Origin of the sequence: Bradyrhizobium sp. ORS 111, assembly GCF_045571485.1 — a bacterium.
GTDB lineage: Bacteria > Pseudomonadota > Alphaproteobacteria > Rhizobiales > Xanthobacteraceae > Bradyrhizobium.
Window position 1 is genome coordinate 79,442 of sequence record NZ_CP120701.1, and the last position, 15,735, is coordinate 95,176.

Genomic DNA, 15,735 nt, shown 5'->3' on the forward strand with positions numbered 1-15,735 from the left:
CCTGCCGAATCGCCATGATATGATCGGCGCAGAGAGATGATGACCGAGAACGTCCGGAAGATGTCCGTCACCCCCCATAGAGCCATGGTGCTCGCCGCCGGCCTCGGCGTGCGCATGCGCCCGCTCACCAACACGAAGCCGAAGCCGCTGGTGAGCGTGGCCGGCCAGCCGCTGCTCGACCATGTGCTCGACAAGCTTGCCGCCGCCGGCGTCGTTGAGGCCGTCGTCAACGTGCACTACCTGCCCGACCAGATCATCGATCACGTCAAGACGCGCAGCCGCCCGCGCGTGATCATCTCCGACGAGCGCGACCAGGTGCTCGGCACCGGCGGCGCGGTCGTCAAGGCGTTGCCGCAGCTCGGCGATGCGCCGTTCTTCCATGTCAACTCCGACACGATGTGGATCGATGGCGTGCGCTCCAACCTGGCGCGGCTGGCGGAAACCTTCGACCCGGCGCGGATGGATATCCTGCTCCTGATGGCGCCGACTGCCTCGAGCATCGGCTATGGCGGCCGCGGTGACTATGCGATGCTGCCTGACGGCGCGCTGCGCAAGCGGCGCGAGAACCAGGTGGTGCCGTTCGTCTATGCGGGCGCGGCAATCATGTCGCCGACGCTGTTTGCCGATGCGCCCGCCGGCGAGTTCTCGCTGACCAAGATGTTCGACCGCGCCAACGAACGGGAGCGGCTGTTCGGCCTGCGCCTCGACGGCGTCTGGATGCATGTCGGAACTCCCGATGCGATCCAGGCCGCGGAAGAGGCGTACCTGGAAAGCGTCGCGTAGAACACTAGCTTGATCCGAAACAGCGGCGGAGGCCACCTCTCCCTTGGGAGAGGTCGATTTGCGCAGCAAATCGGGTGAGGGGTTACGGTCTATCGAGAGCGCAAGGGCCCTCACCCGGATTGCATCTGACGATGCAATCCGACCTCTCCCCGACGGGGAGAGGTCAACCGAAGCCGCGGCCGTTATCATCGATGGCGAGAACGGCGAAGCTCGCCAGCCAGTGTTCGCCCATATAGTCGCCGGCGATATGCGGCAGCCCGACGTCGAGGTGGCGGCGTGCGGCATCCTGCAGGATCGGGCGGCGGGCATCCGCTTCGGGCAGTGCTTCGGCGAGCGCACGCCAGCACCATGCGCGGCTGAGATTGAGCCCGTCGAGATGGGCGATCTTGCCGTCGGTGCGGTCCGTGACGGTCGCTGGCCGGAACAATGTCGCAGGCTCGTGCTGCGCAAGGCGTGGCAGGAAGCGGTCGAACCAGGACAGGAATGCGTCCGGCGCCAACAGGCGGCGCATGCATTCCGCTTCGATCAGCGCGGAAGACTGGAAATCGTCGCCGCTCGGCTCGCCCCAGGCGGGACAGTCTTCATCGAGGCCGTACCAGCGCAGTGCAGTCTCACGCAGCAGGAAGCTCAACGCGTCGTCGTCTGTCGCGGTCGCGTAGTCCGCGGCCATGCGGAGGCCAAACGCGGTGTTGAAATGCGTGCCGACCCGCACCGGATAGGTGGCGAGCGGCAGGAAATCGCGAAAGCGTTGCGCAAAGATCTCGGCAAGAGGGGCAATTCGTTGGCGCCATCGGCGCTCGTCGAGCGCCGAGAGCTCAGCCGCGAGCTTCAACAGCCAGCCCCAGCCATAGGGCCGCTTGAAGCCGCGCGCCGTGGGAGCGGCGAGATAGGCGCATTCCGCCGCGACCTTCTCCGCAACGAACTGCTCATCGAACAGGGCGCGAATATCATCCGCGGCTTCTGACTTCGGATGCCGGCGTAGCAGCCGTGCCAGCATCCAGTAGCTGTGCACGCAGGAGTGCCAGTCGTAGCTGCCGTAGAACACCGGATGCAGCGCGCGCGGCGTGCGCGCGTCCTCCGGCCCCGCCAGCACATGATCCGGCTTGTTCGGATATTCACGCCTGACATGGCCGAGCGCGATACGGGCAAAGCGGACAGCGAGCTCTTCGGTGAGGATTGGGGCACCCATGAAGCATTCTCCTTTCGCCTGCGCCAACCAATGACCTCGATCAGGCACGGTGTCATGTAGATAGGACACTGCGTCGCTGCGAAGGTCGCGGAGCAACCGTGCGCCCCGTAGATCATTGTTGAAATAGATTATCTATGCATGCATTATTGTTTTCATGAATTTGCCGGCCGTCGATCTCAACCTGCTGATCGTCTTCGAAGCACTGATGGACGAGCGCCGCCTCACCCGTGCGGCGGAGGCGGTTGCGGCTCGCTATATTGGCGCCTGATTCCGAATCAGGCAGCCCATGCGCGTCTTCAGCGTTCCCATCTCCGCACCGTTCCTGCGCACCGTCATCTCGGCCCTGGTCGAGGGACGGCTGGTCGCGGGATTCGAGGCACGGAACGATCCGGCGAAGCTCGCCAACGCCACGCTGTACCTGCCGACGCGGCGCGCCGGACGGCTGGCGCGCGAGGTGTTTCTCGACGTGCTCGACGCCGACGCCGCGGTGCTGCCGCGCATCGTCGCGCTCGGCGACATCGATGAAGACGAGCTCGCGTTTGCGGACCAGTCGGACGACGTCGGCGGCGCCGCACCACTGGACATTCCACCAAAGCTCGGCGAGCTCGAACGCCGCCTGACGCTGGCCCATCTGGTCGCGGCCTGGGCGAAGACGCCGGTGTCCTCGCCGCTGGTGGTCGGCGGTCCGGCCTCGACCTTGCAGCTCGCCGGCGACCTCGCGCGATTGATGGACGACATGGTGACGCGCGGCGTCGACTGGCGCGAGCTCGACCGGCTGGTGCCGGACCAGCTCGACAAATACTGGCAGCACTCGCTCGAGTTCCTGCGCATCGCGCGCGACGCCTGGCCGAACTACCTGAAGGAGATTGGACGGATCGAGCCGGCGGCACGCCGCGACCTGTTGATCGAGGCGGAAGCGGCACGGCTCACCGCGCATCACGCAGGCCCGGTGATCGCGGCCGGTTCCACCGGCTCGATGCCGGCGACCGCAAAATTCCTGCACGCGGTGGCGAAGCTCCCGAACGGCGCCGTGGTGCTGCCCGGACTCGACACCGATCTCGACGAGGAGTCCTGGGACACGATCGGCGGCGAGCGCAACGACGAGGGCAGGTTCACCACGCCGCCGTCCTCGAACCATCCGCAATTCGCGATGCACGCGCTACTCGACCGCTTCGGCATCAAGCGCCGCGACGTGGAGAACCTTGCCGAAGCGGCGCCGCAGGGACGCGAGGTGCTGGTGTCGGAGACGATGCGCCCGTCGACCGCGACCGCGCAATGGCACGACCGGCTGGAACGGCCCGAGATCGCCGCGCGCGTCACCGCCGGGATGGCCAACCTCACCCTGGTCGAGGCGCCGAATCCGGAGATGGAGGCGCTGGCGATCGCGGTGGCGATGCGCGAGGCGCGGCATCTCGGCAAGTCGGCCGCGCTGGTGACGCCGGACCGGGCGCTGGCGCGCCGCGTGATGGCGTCGCTGACGCGCTGGAATCTGGAATTCGACGACTCCGGCGGCGATGCGCTGATGGAGACCTCGCCCGGCGTGTTCGCCCGCCTCAGTGCAGAAGCGGCGGCAAACGGGCTGGAGCCGCCGACGCTGCTCGCGCTGCTCAAGCATCCGCTGTTCCGGCTCGGCGGCGCACAGGGCGCGCTGAAGCGCGCGGTCGAAGTATTGGAACTCGCCGTATTGCGCGGCACGCGACCGCAAGCCGGCTCCGGAGGCTTGGCGCGCGATTTCGAGCGCTTCCGCACCGAGCTGACAAAACTCCGGAGCGGCGAGACCTCATCGCTGCACGTTGCGGAGCAGCGCGCACGGCTGCGCGATCACGATCTCAACCAGGCGCAGGGCCTGATTGCGAAACTCCAGGCCGCACTGGCGCCGCTCGAGGGCATGGCATCGTCGAGGCCCTACGATTTCGCCGAACTGGCGTCGCGGCATCGCGATGTGCTGATGGCGCTGTCTTGCGACCAGCACGGCGTCGCGGTCGTGTTCGAGGATCGCGCCGGGGGCGTGCTGGCATCGGCATTCGACGACCTGCTCGCCAAGCAGCAGCCGAGCGGCCTGGTGACGCCCCTTGCCGACTATCCGGAGGTGTTCCAGACCGCGTTCGCCGACCGCATGGTGCGGCGACCGGAATCCGCGCGTGCCCAGCTCAACATCTTTGGCCAGCTCGAGGCGCGCTTGACCGAATCCGATCGCGTCATCCTCGGCGGGCTGGTCGAGGGCGTCTGGCCGCCGGCGCCGCGGATCGATCCCTGGCTGAGCCGGCCGATGCGGCACCAGCTCGGGCTCGATTTGCCGGAACGACGCATCGGATTGTCGGCGCATGACTTTGCGCAACTGCTCGGCCACGACGAGGTGATCCTCACCCATGCCGCCAAGGTCGGCGGCGCGCCGGCGGTGGCCTCGCGCTTTTTGCATCGCCTGGAAGCGGTTGCCGGCGAAGCGCGCTGGAAAACAGCGAAAGCGGCCGGCGAAACTTACGTGCAATATGCCGCCGAGCTCGACCGTCCCGACAAGGTCGAGCCGATCGCCCAGCCGGAGCCGCGGCCGCCGCGCGAGGCCCGGCCGCTGAAAATGTCCGTCACCGCGATCGAGGACTGGCTGCGCGATCCCTACACCATCTATGCGCGCTACATTTTGAGGCTCGATCCGCTCGATCCGGTCGACATGCCATTGTCCGCGGCCGACCGCGGTTCGGCAATCCACGAGGCGCTCGGCGAATTCACGCAAACCTATGCCGACGCGCTGCCGGCCGACACGACGCGCACCCTGCGCGAGATCGGGGCTAAGTATTTCGCGCCACTGATGGAGCGGCCCGAGGCCCGCGCGCTATGGTGGCCGCGCTTCCAGCGCATCGCCGCATGGTTTGCCGAATGGGAGCAGGCCCGGCGTGCCCATATCGACGCGATCAAGGCCGAGATCCGCGGCGAGATCGGCATCCCCCTCGACGACGAGCGGACGTTCATTCTCTCCGCTCGGGCCGATCGCATCGAGCGGCGAAACGACGGCAGCTTTGCGATCCTCGACTACAAGACCGGCCAGCCGCCGACCGGGAAACAAGTACGCATGGGCCTGTCGCCGCAGCTCACTTTGGAAGCCGCGATCCTGCGCGAAGGCGGCTTTGCCGACATCCCCGCCGGCTGCTCGGTCGGCGAGCTCGCCTATATCAGGCTGAGCGGCAACAATCCGCCGGGCGAGCAGCGTTCGCTGGAATTGAAGATCAAGCCCAGCGACACGCCGCAGCCACCCGATGAGGCCGCCGACAGCGCGCGAAACACGCTGGAGGCGCTGATCCGCGCCTTCGACGACGAGCAGCAGGCCTACACTTCGCTGAATCTCTCGATGTGGGCGAACCGCTACGGCGCCTATGACGACCTCGCACGGATCAAGGAATGGTCCGCCGCCGGCGGCCTGGGGATCGAGGAATGGTGAAGGCACCCCGCCCCATCCCGTCAGCGGTGCGCGACGCGCAGGCGCGCGCGTCCGATCCGAAGGCGTCGACCTTCGTGTCGGCGAATGCCGGCTCGGGCAAGACCCACGTCCTGGTGCAGCGGGTGATCCGCCTGCTGCTGTCAGGCGTGCCGCCGGAAAAGATTCTCTGCATCACCTTCACCAAGGCCGCCGCCGCCAACATGGCCGAGCGGGTGTTCACGACGCTCGGCCACTGGGTCACGCTGGACGACACCGCGCTCGATGCCGCGATCCGCGAGGCCGGCATCGCCTATCCGAATGCCAAGCTCCGGCATGATGCACGGAAGCTGTTCGCCTGCGCGCTGGAGACGCCCGGCGGATTGAAGGTGCAGACCATCCACGCGCTGTGCACCCGGCTGCTGCAACAGTTTCCGTTCGAGGCCAACGTGCCGGCGCGCTTTGCCGTGCTCGACGACCGCGACCAGAACGAGATGATGGAACGCGCCAATCTCGCGGTGTTCCTGGACGCCTCACGCAATCCCGATAGCGCAATCGGCCGCGCGCTAATGACGGCGATGGCGAGCGCCGCCGACGTCACCTTCAAGGATGTGGTCCGCGAGGCCTGCCTCAGCCGCGACCATTTCATGGCCTGGATCGACACCGCCGGCAGCGCCGCGGCAGCCGCCGCGCAGATGGCAGCCGCGCTGGGCGTGTCGCCCGACGACCGCATCGAGGATATCGAGCGCGAGATTGTCGACGGCCCCTATCTCAGGCGCACCGGGTGGGAAGAGATCGCGGCCGCCCTCGACACCGGCAGCAAGTCCGACCAGGACCAGGCGGCACGGCTGCGCGACGCGCTGGTGTTCACCGGCGCGGCCCAGGTTGACGCCTATCTTGCCGTGTTCCTGACCGATGCCGATCGCACGCCGCGCAAATCGGTGGTGACGAAGAAGTTCTGCGACAACAATCCCGCGATCGGCCGGCTGTTCGAGGCCGAGGTCCGCCGCGTGCTGCCGCTGGTCGAACGGCGCCGCGCGGTAATCGCGCGCGACCGCACCGAGGCGCTGATCCATATCGCGACCGCGGCAGCGGCACACTACCGCCGCGAAAAGCTGGAACGCGGCCTGCTCGACTATGACGATCTGATCGACAAGACGCTGGAGATGCTCGAGCGCGTCTCCTCGGGCTGGGTGCACTACAAGCTCGACCGCGGCGTCGATCACGTGCTGATCGACGAGGCACAGGACACCAGCCCGCGGCAATGGGACATCGTCGCCCACATCATCTCGGAGTTCACCTCGGGCGCCGGCGCCCGCGACAGCCTGGTGCGCACCGTGTTCGCGGTCGGCGACGAGAAGCAGTCGATCTTCTCGTTCCAGGGCGCGGCACCGCGCGAGTTCGACCTGCGCCGGCGCGAGCTGAAGCGACGGTTCGAGGATGCCGGGCTGAAGTTCGATCCGGTGTCGTTCACCTATTCGTTCCGCTCGGGGCCGACGATCCTGCACTCCGTCGATCATGTGTTTCGCGAGCAGGAGATCTATCGCAGCATCCACGCCGTCGAGAACGGCTATCCGATCCACAACGCGATGGCCGACGCCGGCCCGAGCCTGATCGAGCTGTGGGATCTCGCGCAAGCCGACGAGCGGCAGGACATCGAAGGCTGGCGCGCGCCGTTCGACGGCGTATCGGTGACCAGCCCCGAGGTGAAGCTCGCGCGGCGAATCCAGGCCGAGATCAAACGCCTCGTCGCCGGCGGCACCATGACCGGCAGCGCCGGCGCGCGCCGTCCGTTGCGCTACGGCGATATACTGATCCTGGTGCGCCGCCGCGGCAACGCCTTCGATGCGGTGATTCAGGCGCTGAAGCACGCCGGCATCCCGGTTGCCGGCGCCGACCGGCTGAAGCTGACCGAGCACATCGCAATCATCGACCTGATGAACCTCGCCGACGCGCTGCTGCTGCCGCAGGACGATCTTGCGCTCGCGGTGGCGCTGAAGAGCCCGCTGTTCGGTCTTAGCGACGACGATCTGTTCAAGCTGGCGTGGCAGCGGCGCGGCTCGCTGCGTGAGGCGCTTGCCGCGCAAGCCCCGACTGAAGGGCGTTTCGCCGACGTGCTGAAGCGTCTCGAGCAATGCGAACACCGCTTCACCCAGGAAACGCCGTTCGCCTTTTACGCCTGGCTGCTCGGCGGCGACGGCGGCCGCGCGCGCATCCTGCGCCGGCTCGGGCACGAGGCCAATGATGCGCTCGACGAATTTCTCGAGCTTGCGCTGAGCTATGAGCGCAAGGCGCCGGCCTCGCTGCAGGGCTTCGTGGCGTGGCTGCGCGCGGCCGACACCGAGGTGAAGCGCGACATGGAGATTTCGCGCGACGAGGTGCGCGTCATGACCGTACACGGCGCCAAGGGCCTGGAATCCTCGGTCGTCTTCCTCGTGGACACCACGACGTCGCCGTCCGACACACAGCGCCTGCGGCTGATCCATTTGCCGCAGGGCAACGCCGCACCGCATGCGCCCGGCGTCGTGGTGTGGGCGGGCAAGAAGGCGGAAGATCCGCCCGGGGTCGCCGACGCGCGCAAGGCGATGCTCGGCGACACCGAGGACGAATATCGCCGCCTGCTCTATGTGGCGATGACGCGCGCCGCGGACCGTCTGGTCGTCGGCGGCTGCATGCCCGGCAACATGAACACGGTGCGGAAGTCCTCCTGGTACGACCTGATCACCAAGGGGCTGGCCAATTCCGGGCTCAAGCTCGAGGAGATCGAGACGCCGGCCGGCAAGATCAAGCGCTATTCGCGGCCGGAGGACGGCGCGGAGGCCACCGGGGCGGCGGCCTCGGTCGCGGCAGCGTCGATCGTGCTGCCGCCATGGCTGCGCGCCCCCGCCGCGCCTGAAGCGTCTGCCGCCGGCCTGCTGCGCCCCTCCGATCCCGCCGAGGGCGACGGCCACCATGTGCGGTCCGGCGAATCGGTCATCGCGCGGGCCCGTGCCCTGGTGCGCGGCACGCTGGTGCATCGCCTGCTGCAATCACTGCCGGATGTCGCCATTGAACGGCGCCGCGACGCCGCGCTGGCCTATCTCGCGCGCAATGCCGACGGCTGGAGCGAGGAGGAGCGCACCGCACTGGCCGGCCAGGTGCTTGCCCTGATCGCGGACCCGCTCTTCGCCGCGGTGTTCGGCCCCGGCAGCCGCGCCGAGGTCTCGATCGTCGGGCGGCTGGGCCGGCCGGGTCAACCGAAGGCACTGGTCTCGGGTCAGATCGACCGGCTGGTGGTGACCCCCAAGGAAGTTCTGATCGTCGATTTCAAGACCAACCATACCCCGCCCAAGACCGCCGCCGAGGCGCCAAGGGGCTATGTCAGGCAGCTCGCGCTGTACCGTGCGGTGCTCGCCAAGCTTTATCCCCAGCTCCCCGTCCGCGCCGCCCTGCTCTGGACCGAAGCGCCTGAAATCATGGAACTTTCTGCCTCCGCGCTTGACGCCGGGCTGGCATAAGGTCAGGTCGGCGTGACCAAGCTTGACCCGGCAAGGGGGCGTTCATAGGTTTCACTCATGCTCCCCGGGCGCGATTCTCGATCGCGCCTTTTGTCTCAACCGAACGAGGTACTCCCATGGCCGTTGGCAAGGTTTCTGACGCCGATTTCGACGCCGAAGTGCTCAAGGCGACCGGGCCGGTGGTCGTCGACTTCTGGGCCGAGTGGTGCGGCCCCTGCCGCATGATCGCGCCCGCCCTTGACGAGATTTCCGGCGCGATGGGCGACAAGGTCAAGATCGTGAAGCTCAACGTCGACGAGAGCCCGAAGACCGCGTCGAAGTATGGCGTGATGTCGATCCCGACCCTGATGATCTTCAAGGGCGGCGAGATGGCCTCGCGTCAGGTCGGCGCCGCGCCGAAGGCGAAATTGCAGCAGTGGATTTCCGCTGCGGTCTGATCCGCATCGAACGATAGATAATTTCGAGCACGGCCGGCGGATTCGCCGGCCGTTTGCGTTGTCAGGACGTGTGTCGCGCTTGAAGGTGCCAACGCTTGCCGTCAGCCCGTCCGAAGCTCGCTTCCAGGCCCACGCAGTCTGTCGCGATGGAAGCGCGGTCGGTCGACGCGATCCCGCGCGGCGAACAGTGGCAATACGAACCGAAATGGGATGGCTTCCGATGCCTGCTGAGGCGCGAGGGCAATCGGGTCGACCTGCGCTCGAAATCCGGCGAGAATCTCGGCCGCTATTTTCCGGAGCTGGCTGCCGCGGCGCTGCGCATCAAGGCAAGGTCGTTTCTGCTCGACGGCGAAATCGTGGTGCCGCATGGCCGGGCCTTTTCATTCGACGACCTTCTGCAACGCATCCACCCTGCCGCCAGCCGGGTGAAGCGGCTCGCGCAGGAAACGCCCGCTTTGTTTCTGGTGTTCGATCTGCTGGCCTCGCCGACTGACAAGGAGCTTTCCGCGCGGCCATTGAGCCAGCGGCGCGCCAGGCTCGAGGAATTCGCGCAAGCGCAGCTAACAGCCGATTCCAGCTTCAGGCTCTCGCCGGCGACGACGAGCTACGCCGCCGCACAGAAGTGGCTGGCGCGGTCGGGCGGCGGCTTCGACGGCGTGATCGCCAAGCGCCTGGACCTGCCCTATCAGGCCGGCAATCGCGAGGGCATGCAGAAGATCAAGAAATTCCGAAGCGCCGACTGTGTGGTCGGCGGCTTTCGCTACGCGACGAACAGGATCGGCGGGCGCAAGGTTGTCGGCTCGCTGCTTCTCGGCCTCTACGACGATGACGGCTTGTTGCACCATGTCGGCTTCACCTCCGCGATCAAGCAGCAGGAGAAGCCGGCCCTGACGGACAGGCTGGAGCGCCTGATCGCCGGGCCGGGCTTTACGGGCAATGCACCGGGCGGACCGAGCCGGTGGTCGACCGAGCGATCGACGCAATGGTGCCCGCTGAAGCCCAAGCTTGTGATCGAGGTCTGTTACGATCATTTCAGTGGCGATCGGTTTCGGCACGGCACTTCGATCCTGCGTTGGCGCCCGGACAAGGCGCCGAGGCAATGCACGTTCGAGCAACTGAAGCAGAAGACCGCCGATCCGATGAAACTGTTGCGGGCGTAAAGCGCGATCAGGTTTGCGTTGAATCGTCCCCGACTTCTGCATTGCAGCGATTCACCCTGCTCCGCGCCGTTGCATAGGAACTTGTGTCGGCAGCCCCGGTTGAGGTGTCAAACGGCCCTCAGGAGGGACCTATGTCGAACCCCAGATCAACCGCGCAGGTCGCGGGACATCCCATTCATCCGATGCTTATTCCGTTTCCAGTCGCCTGCTTCGTTTTGACCTTCGTTGCTGACCTCGCCTTTTGGAAGACCGGCACTGACTTCTGGGCCAGCGCCTCACTCTGGCTGCTTGGGATCGGCTTGATCATGGCGGTCCTCGCGGCCGTTGCCGGCCTGACTGATCTGCTGGGAGATGATCAGGTTCGCAACCTTTCCGACGCATGGCAGCATGCGGGCGGCAACGTCATCGCGGTGTTGATCGCGCTGTACAACTGGTACTCGCGCTTCGAGCACGGCTCATCCGCCATCCTACCGACGGGTCTCGTGCTCTCGCTCGTCGTGGTCCTGATCCTGCTGTTCACCGGCTGGAAGGGCTGGGAGATGGTCTATCGCGAGCATGTCGGCGTGTCGGACGAGGCGCACATCCACTAACGAAGCTTCGGCAGGCAGCACGGGTTACGACGAACGAATCCATCCCGTGGCCAGCGCCGATGCGAGCTCAGGCTGTCCGTTCTGCCGTGCCAGCGCCGCCATCGTCTCGTGGTCGTACGGCACGTGGCGGAAGGTCACCCGCCATGCGCCACCGGCCTGTTCGAGAATGGCATAGCGCGCGTCGGGAGAGCCGGCCTGCACGACATGTGGATGCGGCTTGCCGGCCCGATAGCCGGGCGAGCCGACACTGCCTGGATTGACGATCAGCCGTCCGTCGCGAAGTCGCACGGCGCGGGCAGTATGGGTGTGAGCGCAGAGGATCAGCGACTGCATCACGCCGGCCGCCATCGCCTCGATCGATTCCAGCGCGGACATGCAGACCTCGCCGCCGGGTAGCACCGTCTCGAGCCAATAGGTCTCGTCATCGGCTGGCGTCGCGTGACAGAGAAAGGCCTGCTCGCGATAGACACAATTCGCAGGCAGCGTGCGCAGCCAGTCGAGATGCCGCGGCTCGAGTTGGGTATAGGTCCGCCGCTCCCAGGAGCCCATCTTCTCGTGAGGGCGGTCGATCAGATAGCGGTCGTGATTGCCAAGCAAATGGATCGCATCGAGCTTCATCAGGATCTCGATGGTCGGCCGCGCATCGAGCGGACCGCTCACCATGTCGCCGAGATCGACGATATCGGAAACGCCCTGCGCGCGAATGTCCGACAGCACGGCTTCGAGTGCGAGGTGATTGCCATGGATGTCGGCGATAGCAGCGAAACGCATTGTCACTTGTCCTCAGGCGTAACCGTAGATGGGGTAACGGGCCGCGGTCCCGCTTCCCAGCCGCGCTAGCTACGGCGCTATTGGATGGCGCGCGTCGCGCGGCTGGCTTGGAAGGGGGCGGTCGTCCCTCACATTGATGGTGTAACGGAGTCGAGGCAAGGCCTCGCTCCAAGCATCGAGGAGAGACGACCATGGACCATTATGCCGGAATCGACGTGTCATTGGAATGCTCCAGCGTGTGCGTTGTCGACGCGAACGGCAAGATCACTCGGGAGGCGAAGGTGGCGAGCGAACCGGAAGCGCTGATCGGCTGGTTCCGTTCGCTCGGGTTCGAGCTGGCCAGGATCGGGCTGGAGGCCGGGCCGCTGTCACAGTGGCTTTACGCGGCGATGAAGAAGGCTGGACTTGCGGTCGAGCTATTGGAGACACGCCACGTGAGCGATGCCTTCAAAGCGATGCCGGTGAAGTCGGACCGCAACGATGCCCGCAACATCGCGCAATTGATGCGGCTCGGCTGGTTCCGGCCGGTGCATTGCAAGTCGATGAGTGCCCAGGAGACCCGCGCGATGCTGACGGCGCGCAAGCTGATCCAGGCCAAGCTTCAGGATCTCGAGAACAGCTTGCGCGGGATCTTGCGTGGCTTCGGCCTGAAGGTCGGCAAGACGACGAAGTGCAGCTTTGCGGCACGGATCGGCGAGCTGGTGGCCGGCCATCCAGCCCTCGAGGCGATCGCCGCGGCGACGCTGGCAGTTCATGCGGTGTTGCTGCGCGAGTTCAACGGTCTTGAGAAGCGGGTGCGGGCGATGTCTGTGCTGGACGCCAAGGCCAGGCTGTTGATGTCGACGCCGGCCGTGGGGCCGGTCATCTCGCTGACCTATGCCAGCGCCATCGATGACCCCTCGCGCTTCACCTCCTCGAAGCGGGCGGGACCGCTGTTCGGATTGACGCCGAAGAAGCACCAGTCAGGGGAGACCGACTACTCCGGCCGCATCAGCAAAAATGGCGACGCCGCCGTGCGCGAGGCCCTCTATGAGGCTGCCCACATCATCCTGACCAAGCCGATCAAGGGCTGTGCACAGCTCAAGAGCTGGGCGATGCGGATCGCCAGGCGCGCCGGCATGAACAAGGCCAAGGTGGCGCTGGCGCGCAAACTCGCCGTGATCATGCTGCGCATGCTTAAGGACAACGTCCCCTTCAATCCGGCTACCAAGGCAACCGCAATGGCGGCCTAACAGAGGAGCGCACAGGTTTTCGGGCGGGTCACGACACCAGCCTTCCCGAAGCGAAGTCCCTTCGCCGGGACGATGGATCAGGTCAGGCCGTCATCCGGGTTGTCGACGCATCCAACAATGCGATCACGCTTCCGTAGATTGGTCGACCTGCTCCTCCCTAGAACCCCATCAGGCGACGGCCACAGCGCCGATCCCGTACAGAAGCAGGTTCCCGGCGAGCGGATGACGCAAAAGGGATTGACTAACCAAGGCCCGTTACAGAAGCCCGGATGCAGCGTAGCGTAATCCGGGGTCCTGCTTCCGTGGGTCGAGCCGTCCCGGATTTCGCTTCGCTACATTCGGGCTACGACACCGACATCATGCAGGAGGCGTGCCGTTGGCGGCAAGCACGGGGCCGGCCAGATAGAGCGAGCCGGTGATCAGGATGCGCGGCGGCACCTCATAGGCCAGCATGGCGAGCCGCTGCAGCGCGGCGTCGACGCCGGGCGCGATCTCGACCCGCATGCCGAGCGCGCGCGCCGCGTCGGCCAATCGTTCGGGCGGCATGCCGTTGTCGCGCCCGGGCACCGGGACGGCGATGATGTGGCGCGTCAGTCCGGCAAAATTGGCAAGGAAGGCACCGGCGTCCTTGTTGCCCATCATGCCGGCGATGACGACGAGCGGACGCGATACGCGTTCCTCGAGATCGCCAAGCGCCGCGGCCGCGACGCGGCCGCCTTCGGCATTGTGCCCGCCGTCGAGCCAGACTTCACTGCCTTGCGGACCCTGGCTGACGAGCGCGCCGGAGACCAGCCGCTGCATTCGCGCCGGCCATTCGGCATTGACGATGCCGGCTTCATAGGCGGCCATGTTGAGCTTGAACGTGTCGATCGCGCGCAACGTCGCGATCGCAAGTCCGGCATTGTCGAACTGGTGACGGCCGAACAGTTTTGGTGCCGCGAGATCCAGCAATCCGCGCTCGTCCTGATAGACCAGCCGGCCGCGCTCGACGCCGACATGCCATTGCTGCCCCGCCGCGTGCAGCGGCGCGCGCATGCGGCTTGCCTGCGCCTCGATCACCGCCATCGCCTCCGGTGCCTGCTCGGCACAGATCACCGGCACCTTGCGCTTGATGATCGCAGCCTTCTCGCCGGCAATCGAGGTCAGCGTGTCGCCGAGGAATTCCATGTGATCCATGCTGACCGGCGCGATGACGGACGCGAGCGGCGTCTCGACCACATTGGTCGAATCGAGCCGGCCGCCGAGCCCGACCTCGAGCAGCGCGACGTCGGCCGGATGCTTTGCGAACAGGCAGAACGCGACCGCGGTCTCCATCTCGAAGACGGTGACGGGATTGCCGGCGTTGATCCGCTCGCAATGCTCGAACGTTGCATGCAGTTCGTCGTCATCGACGAGCCTGCCGCCGCCGACGGCGCCCAGCCGGTAGCATTCGTTGATCCGTACCAGATAGGGCGAGGTGAAGACGTGCACGCGCAGGCCTGCGGCCTCCAGGATCGCGCGCAAATAAGCGATCGTGGACCCCTTGCCGTTGGTGCCGGCGACATGGATCACCGGCGGCAGCTTGCGCTCGGGGTGATCGAGCCCCTTCATCAGACCGAGCATGCGATCGAGGCTGAGATCGATGCGCTTGGGGTGCAGTGCCGACACCCGCGCGATCAATGCCTCGAACGAGGACGGTGATGAGGCGGCTCTGTCGGTCACGCGTGCGGCGCGGCCGGCACCGTCTCCGGAGCCGTGACGATCTGGGCCGGCGTCGCGACGGCGGCCGTGGGTTTCGACGAGGTTTCGAGTGCCGGCGACTTCGTCAGCAGGCGGCACAGCCGCGCCAGCGTCGCCCTCATGTCGTGGCGATGCACGACCATGTCGACCATGCCGTGCTCGCGCAGATATTCGGCGCGCTGAAATCCTTCGGGGAGCTTCTCGCGGATGGTCTGCTCGATCACGCGGGCGCCGGCAAAGCCGATCAGCGCGCCGGGCTCGGCGATGTGAATGTCGCCGAGCATCGCGTAGGAGGCGGTGACGCCGCCGGTGGTCGGATTGGTCAGCACCACGATGTAAGGCTGGCGCGCCTCGCGCAGCATCTGCACCCCGACCGTGGTGCGCGGCATCTGCATCAGCGACAGGATGCCTTCCTGCATCCGCGCGCCGCCGCTCGCCGCGAACACGATGAAGGGCGACTTCTTCTCGACCGCAAGCTCGAGCCCGCGCACCATCGCTTCGCCGGCCGCCATGCCGAGCGAGCCACCCATGAAATCGAAATCCTGCACCGCGACCACGACGCCGGCGCCCTCGAGCTTGCCGTAGCCGACCTTGATCGCGTCGTTCAGGCCGGTCTTGGCGCGGGCGTCCTTGATGCGATCGGCGTATTTGCGCTCGTCGCGGAACTTGAGCGGATCGGCGGTGACCTCGGGCAGCGCGATGTCGTACCAGGTCTCGTTGTCGAAGATCGACTTCAGCCGCGCCACCGCGCCCATGCGCATGTGGTAGTTCGAGCCCGGGATCACGAACTGGTTGGCCTCGACATCCTTGTAGAACACGAGCTGCCCGGAATCCGGGCACTTGATCCAGAGATTCTCCGGCGTCTCGCGGCGCAGGATGTTGCGGATCTTCGGCCGGACGACGTTGGTGAGCCAATTCATGGTTCGCTCCGAAATGCGGATCGGTCCC

The 15,735-nt window shown here is 66.4% G+C and carries 11 protein-coding genes; 7 read left to right on the top strand and 4 right to left on the bottom strand.

All coding sequences use genetic code 11. From position 1 onward, the window contains the following. The first annotated feature begins 60 nt into the window (after positions 1 to 60). Complete coding sequence (locus P6U30_RS00340; protein ID WP_407170642.1) at positions 61 to 783, top strand: nucleotidyltransferase family protein; 723 nt, start codon at positions 61 to 63, stop codon at positions 781 to 783. Positions 784 to 946: 163 nt separating this feature from the next. Here the strand turns inward: P6U30_RS00340 and P6U30_RS00345 are convergent, their stop codons facing one another. Next, entirely contained in the window at positions 947 to 1,972 is a 1,026-nt protein-coding gene (locus P6U30_RS00345; protein WP_407167621.1) for a DUF2891 domain-containing protein, read from the bottom strand. Between the two features lie 286 nt (positions 1,973 to 2,258). Here P6U30_RS00345 and addB point away from each other — a divergent pair, with 286 nt between their 5' ends. From addB to P6U30_RS00370, 5 genes are all read left to right on the top strand, one after another. Further along, positions 2,259 to 5,405, top strand: coding sequence for a double-strand break repair protein AddB (addB, locus tag P6U30_RS00350; RefSeq protein ID WP_407167622.1), 3,147 nt, complete (start codon positions 2,259 to 2,261; stop codon positions 5,403 to 5,405). Continuing rightward, a complete protein-coding gene (gene addA / locus P6U30_RS00355; protein ID WP_407167623.1) occupies positions 5,399 to 8,878 on the top strand; it encodes a double-strand break repair helicase AddA in 3,480 nt (1,159 codons plus the stop codon). The genes addB and addA overlap by 7 nt, the downstream gene beginning before the upstream one ends. Positions 8,879 to 8,994: 116 nt before the next feature. Next, a complete protein-coding gene (gene trxA, locus P6U30_RS00360) occupies positions 8,995 to 9,315 on the top strand; it encodes a thioredoxin (protein WP_407149472.1) in 321 nt (106 codons plus the stop codon). A 146-nt stretch (positions 9,316 to 9,461) separates the two neighbouring features. Beyond that, positions 9,462 to 10,475: an ATP-dependent DNA ligase gene (locus P6U30_RS00365; RefSeq protein ID WP_407170643.1), complete on the top strand. Its 1,014-nt coding sequence runs from the start codon at positions 9,462 to 9,464 to the stop codon at positions 10,473 to 10,475. A 131-nt stretch (positions 10,476 to 10,606) separates the two neighbouring features. Further along, positions 10,607 to 11,065, top strand: coding sequence for a DUF2231 domain-containing protein (locus P6U30_RS00370; protein WP_407167624.1), 459 nt, complete (start codon positions 10,607 to 10,609; stop codon positions 11,063 to 11,065). A gap of 24 nt (positions 11,066 to 11,089) precedes the next feature. Here the strand turns inward: P6U30_RS00370 and P6U30_RS00375 are convergent, their stop codons facing one another. Beyond that, positions 11,090 to 11,836, bottom strand: a complete 747-nt coding sequence (locus P6U30_RS00375) for a metallophosphoesterase family protein (protein ID WP_407167625.1) — start codon at positions 11,834 to 11,836, stop codon at positions 11,090 to 11,092. A gap of 191 nt (positions 11,837 to 12,027) precedes the next feature. Between P6U30_RS00375 and P6U30_RS00380 the strand changes: the two genes are divergently transcribed. Further along, positions 12,028 to 13,068: an IS110 family transposase gene (locus tag P6U30_RS00380; RefSeq protein ID WP_407164670.1), complete on the top strand. Its 1,041-nt coding sequence runs from the start codon at positions 12,028 to 12,030 to the stop codon at positions 13,066 to 13,068. A 357-nt stretch (positions 13,069 to 13,425) separates the two neighbouring features. On the opposite strand, the gene P6U30_RS00385 is transcribed toward P6U30_RS00380, so the two are convergent. Further along, on the bottom strand, positions 13,426 to 14,670 hold the full coding sequence (locus P6U30_RS00385; protein WP_407170644.1) for a bifunctional folylpolyglutamate synthase/dihydrofolate synthase: 1,245 nt from the start codon (positions 14,668 to 14,670) through the stop codon (positions 13,426 to 13,428). Between the two features lie 95 nt (positions 14,671 to 14,765). After that, the gene (gene accD, locus P6U30_RS00390) at positions 14,766 to 15,707 is read right to left on the bottom strand and encodes an acetyl-CoA carboxylase, carboxyltransferase subunit beta (protein WP_407167626.1); all 942 of its coding nucleotides are present in this window, start codon (positions 15,705 to 15,707) and stop codon (positions 14,766 to 14,768) included. Positions 15,708 to 15,735: the final 28 nt, after the last annotated feature.

Coding starts and splice junctions, on each gene's coding strand:
- accD (WP_407167626.1), bottom strand. CDS start 15,707: ATGAATTGGCTCACCAACGTCGTCCGGCCGAAGATCCGCAACATCCTG.
- addB (WP_407167622.1), top strand. CDS start 2,259: ATGCGCGTCTTCAGCGTTCCCATCTCCGCACCGTTCCTGCGCACCGTC.
- P6U30_RS00375 (WP_407167625.1), bottom strand. CDS start 11,836: ATGCGTTTCGCTGCTATCGCCGACATCCATGGCAATCACCTCGCACTC.
- P6U30_RS00370 (WP_407167624.1), top strand. CDS start 10,607: ATGTCGAACCCCAGATCAACCGCGCAGGTCGCGGGACATCCCATTCAT.
- addA (WP_407167623.1), top strand. CDS start 5,399: ATGGTGAAGGCACCCCGCCCCATCCCGTCAGCGGTGCGCGACGCGCAG.
- P6U30_RS00340 (WP_407170642.1), top strand. CDS start 61: ATGTCCGTCACCCCCCATAGAGCCATGGTGCTCGCCGCCGGCCTCGGC.
- P6U30_RS00345 (WP_407167621.1), bottom strand. CDS start 1,972: ATGGGTGCCCCAATCCTCACCGAAGAGCTCGCTGTCCGCTTTGCCCGT.
- P6U30_RS00380 (WP_407164670.1), top strand. CDS start 12,028: ATGGACCATTATGCCGGAATCGACGTGTCATTGGAATGCTCCAGCGTG.
- P6U30_RS00365 (WP_407170643.1), top strand. CDS start 9,462: ATGGAAGCGCGGTCGGTCGACGCGATCCCGCGCGGCGAACAGTGGCAA.
- P6U30_RS00385 (WP_407170644.1), bottom strand. CDS start 14,670: ATGCTCGGTCTGATGAAGGGGCTCGATCACCCCGAGCGCAAGCTGCCG.
- trxA (WP_407149472.1), top strand. CDS start 8,995: ATGGCCGTTGGCAAGGTTTCTGACGCCGATTTCGACGCCGAAGTGCTC.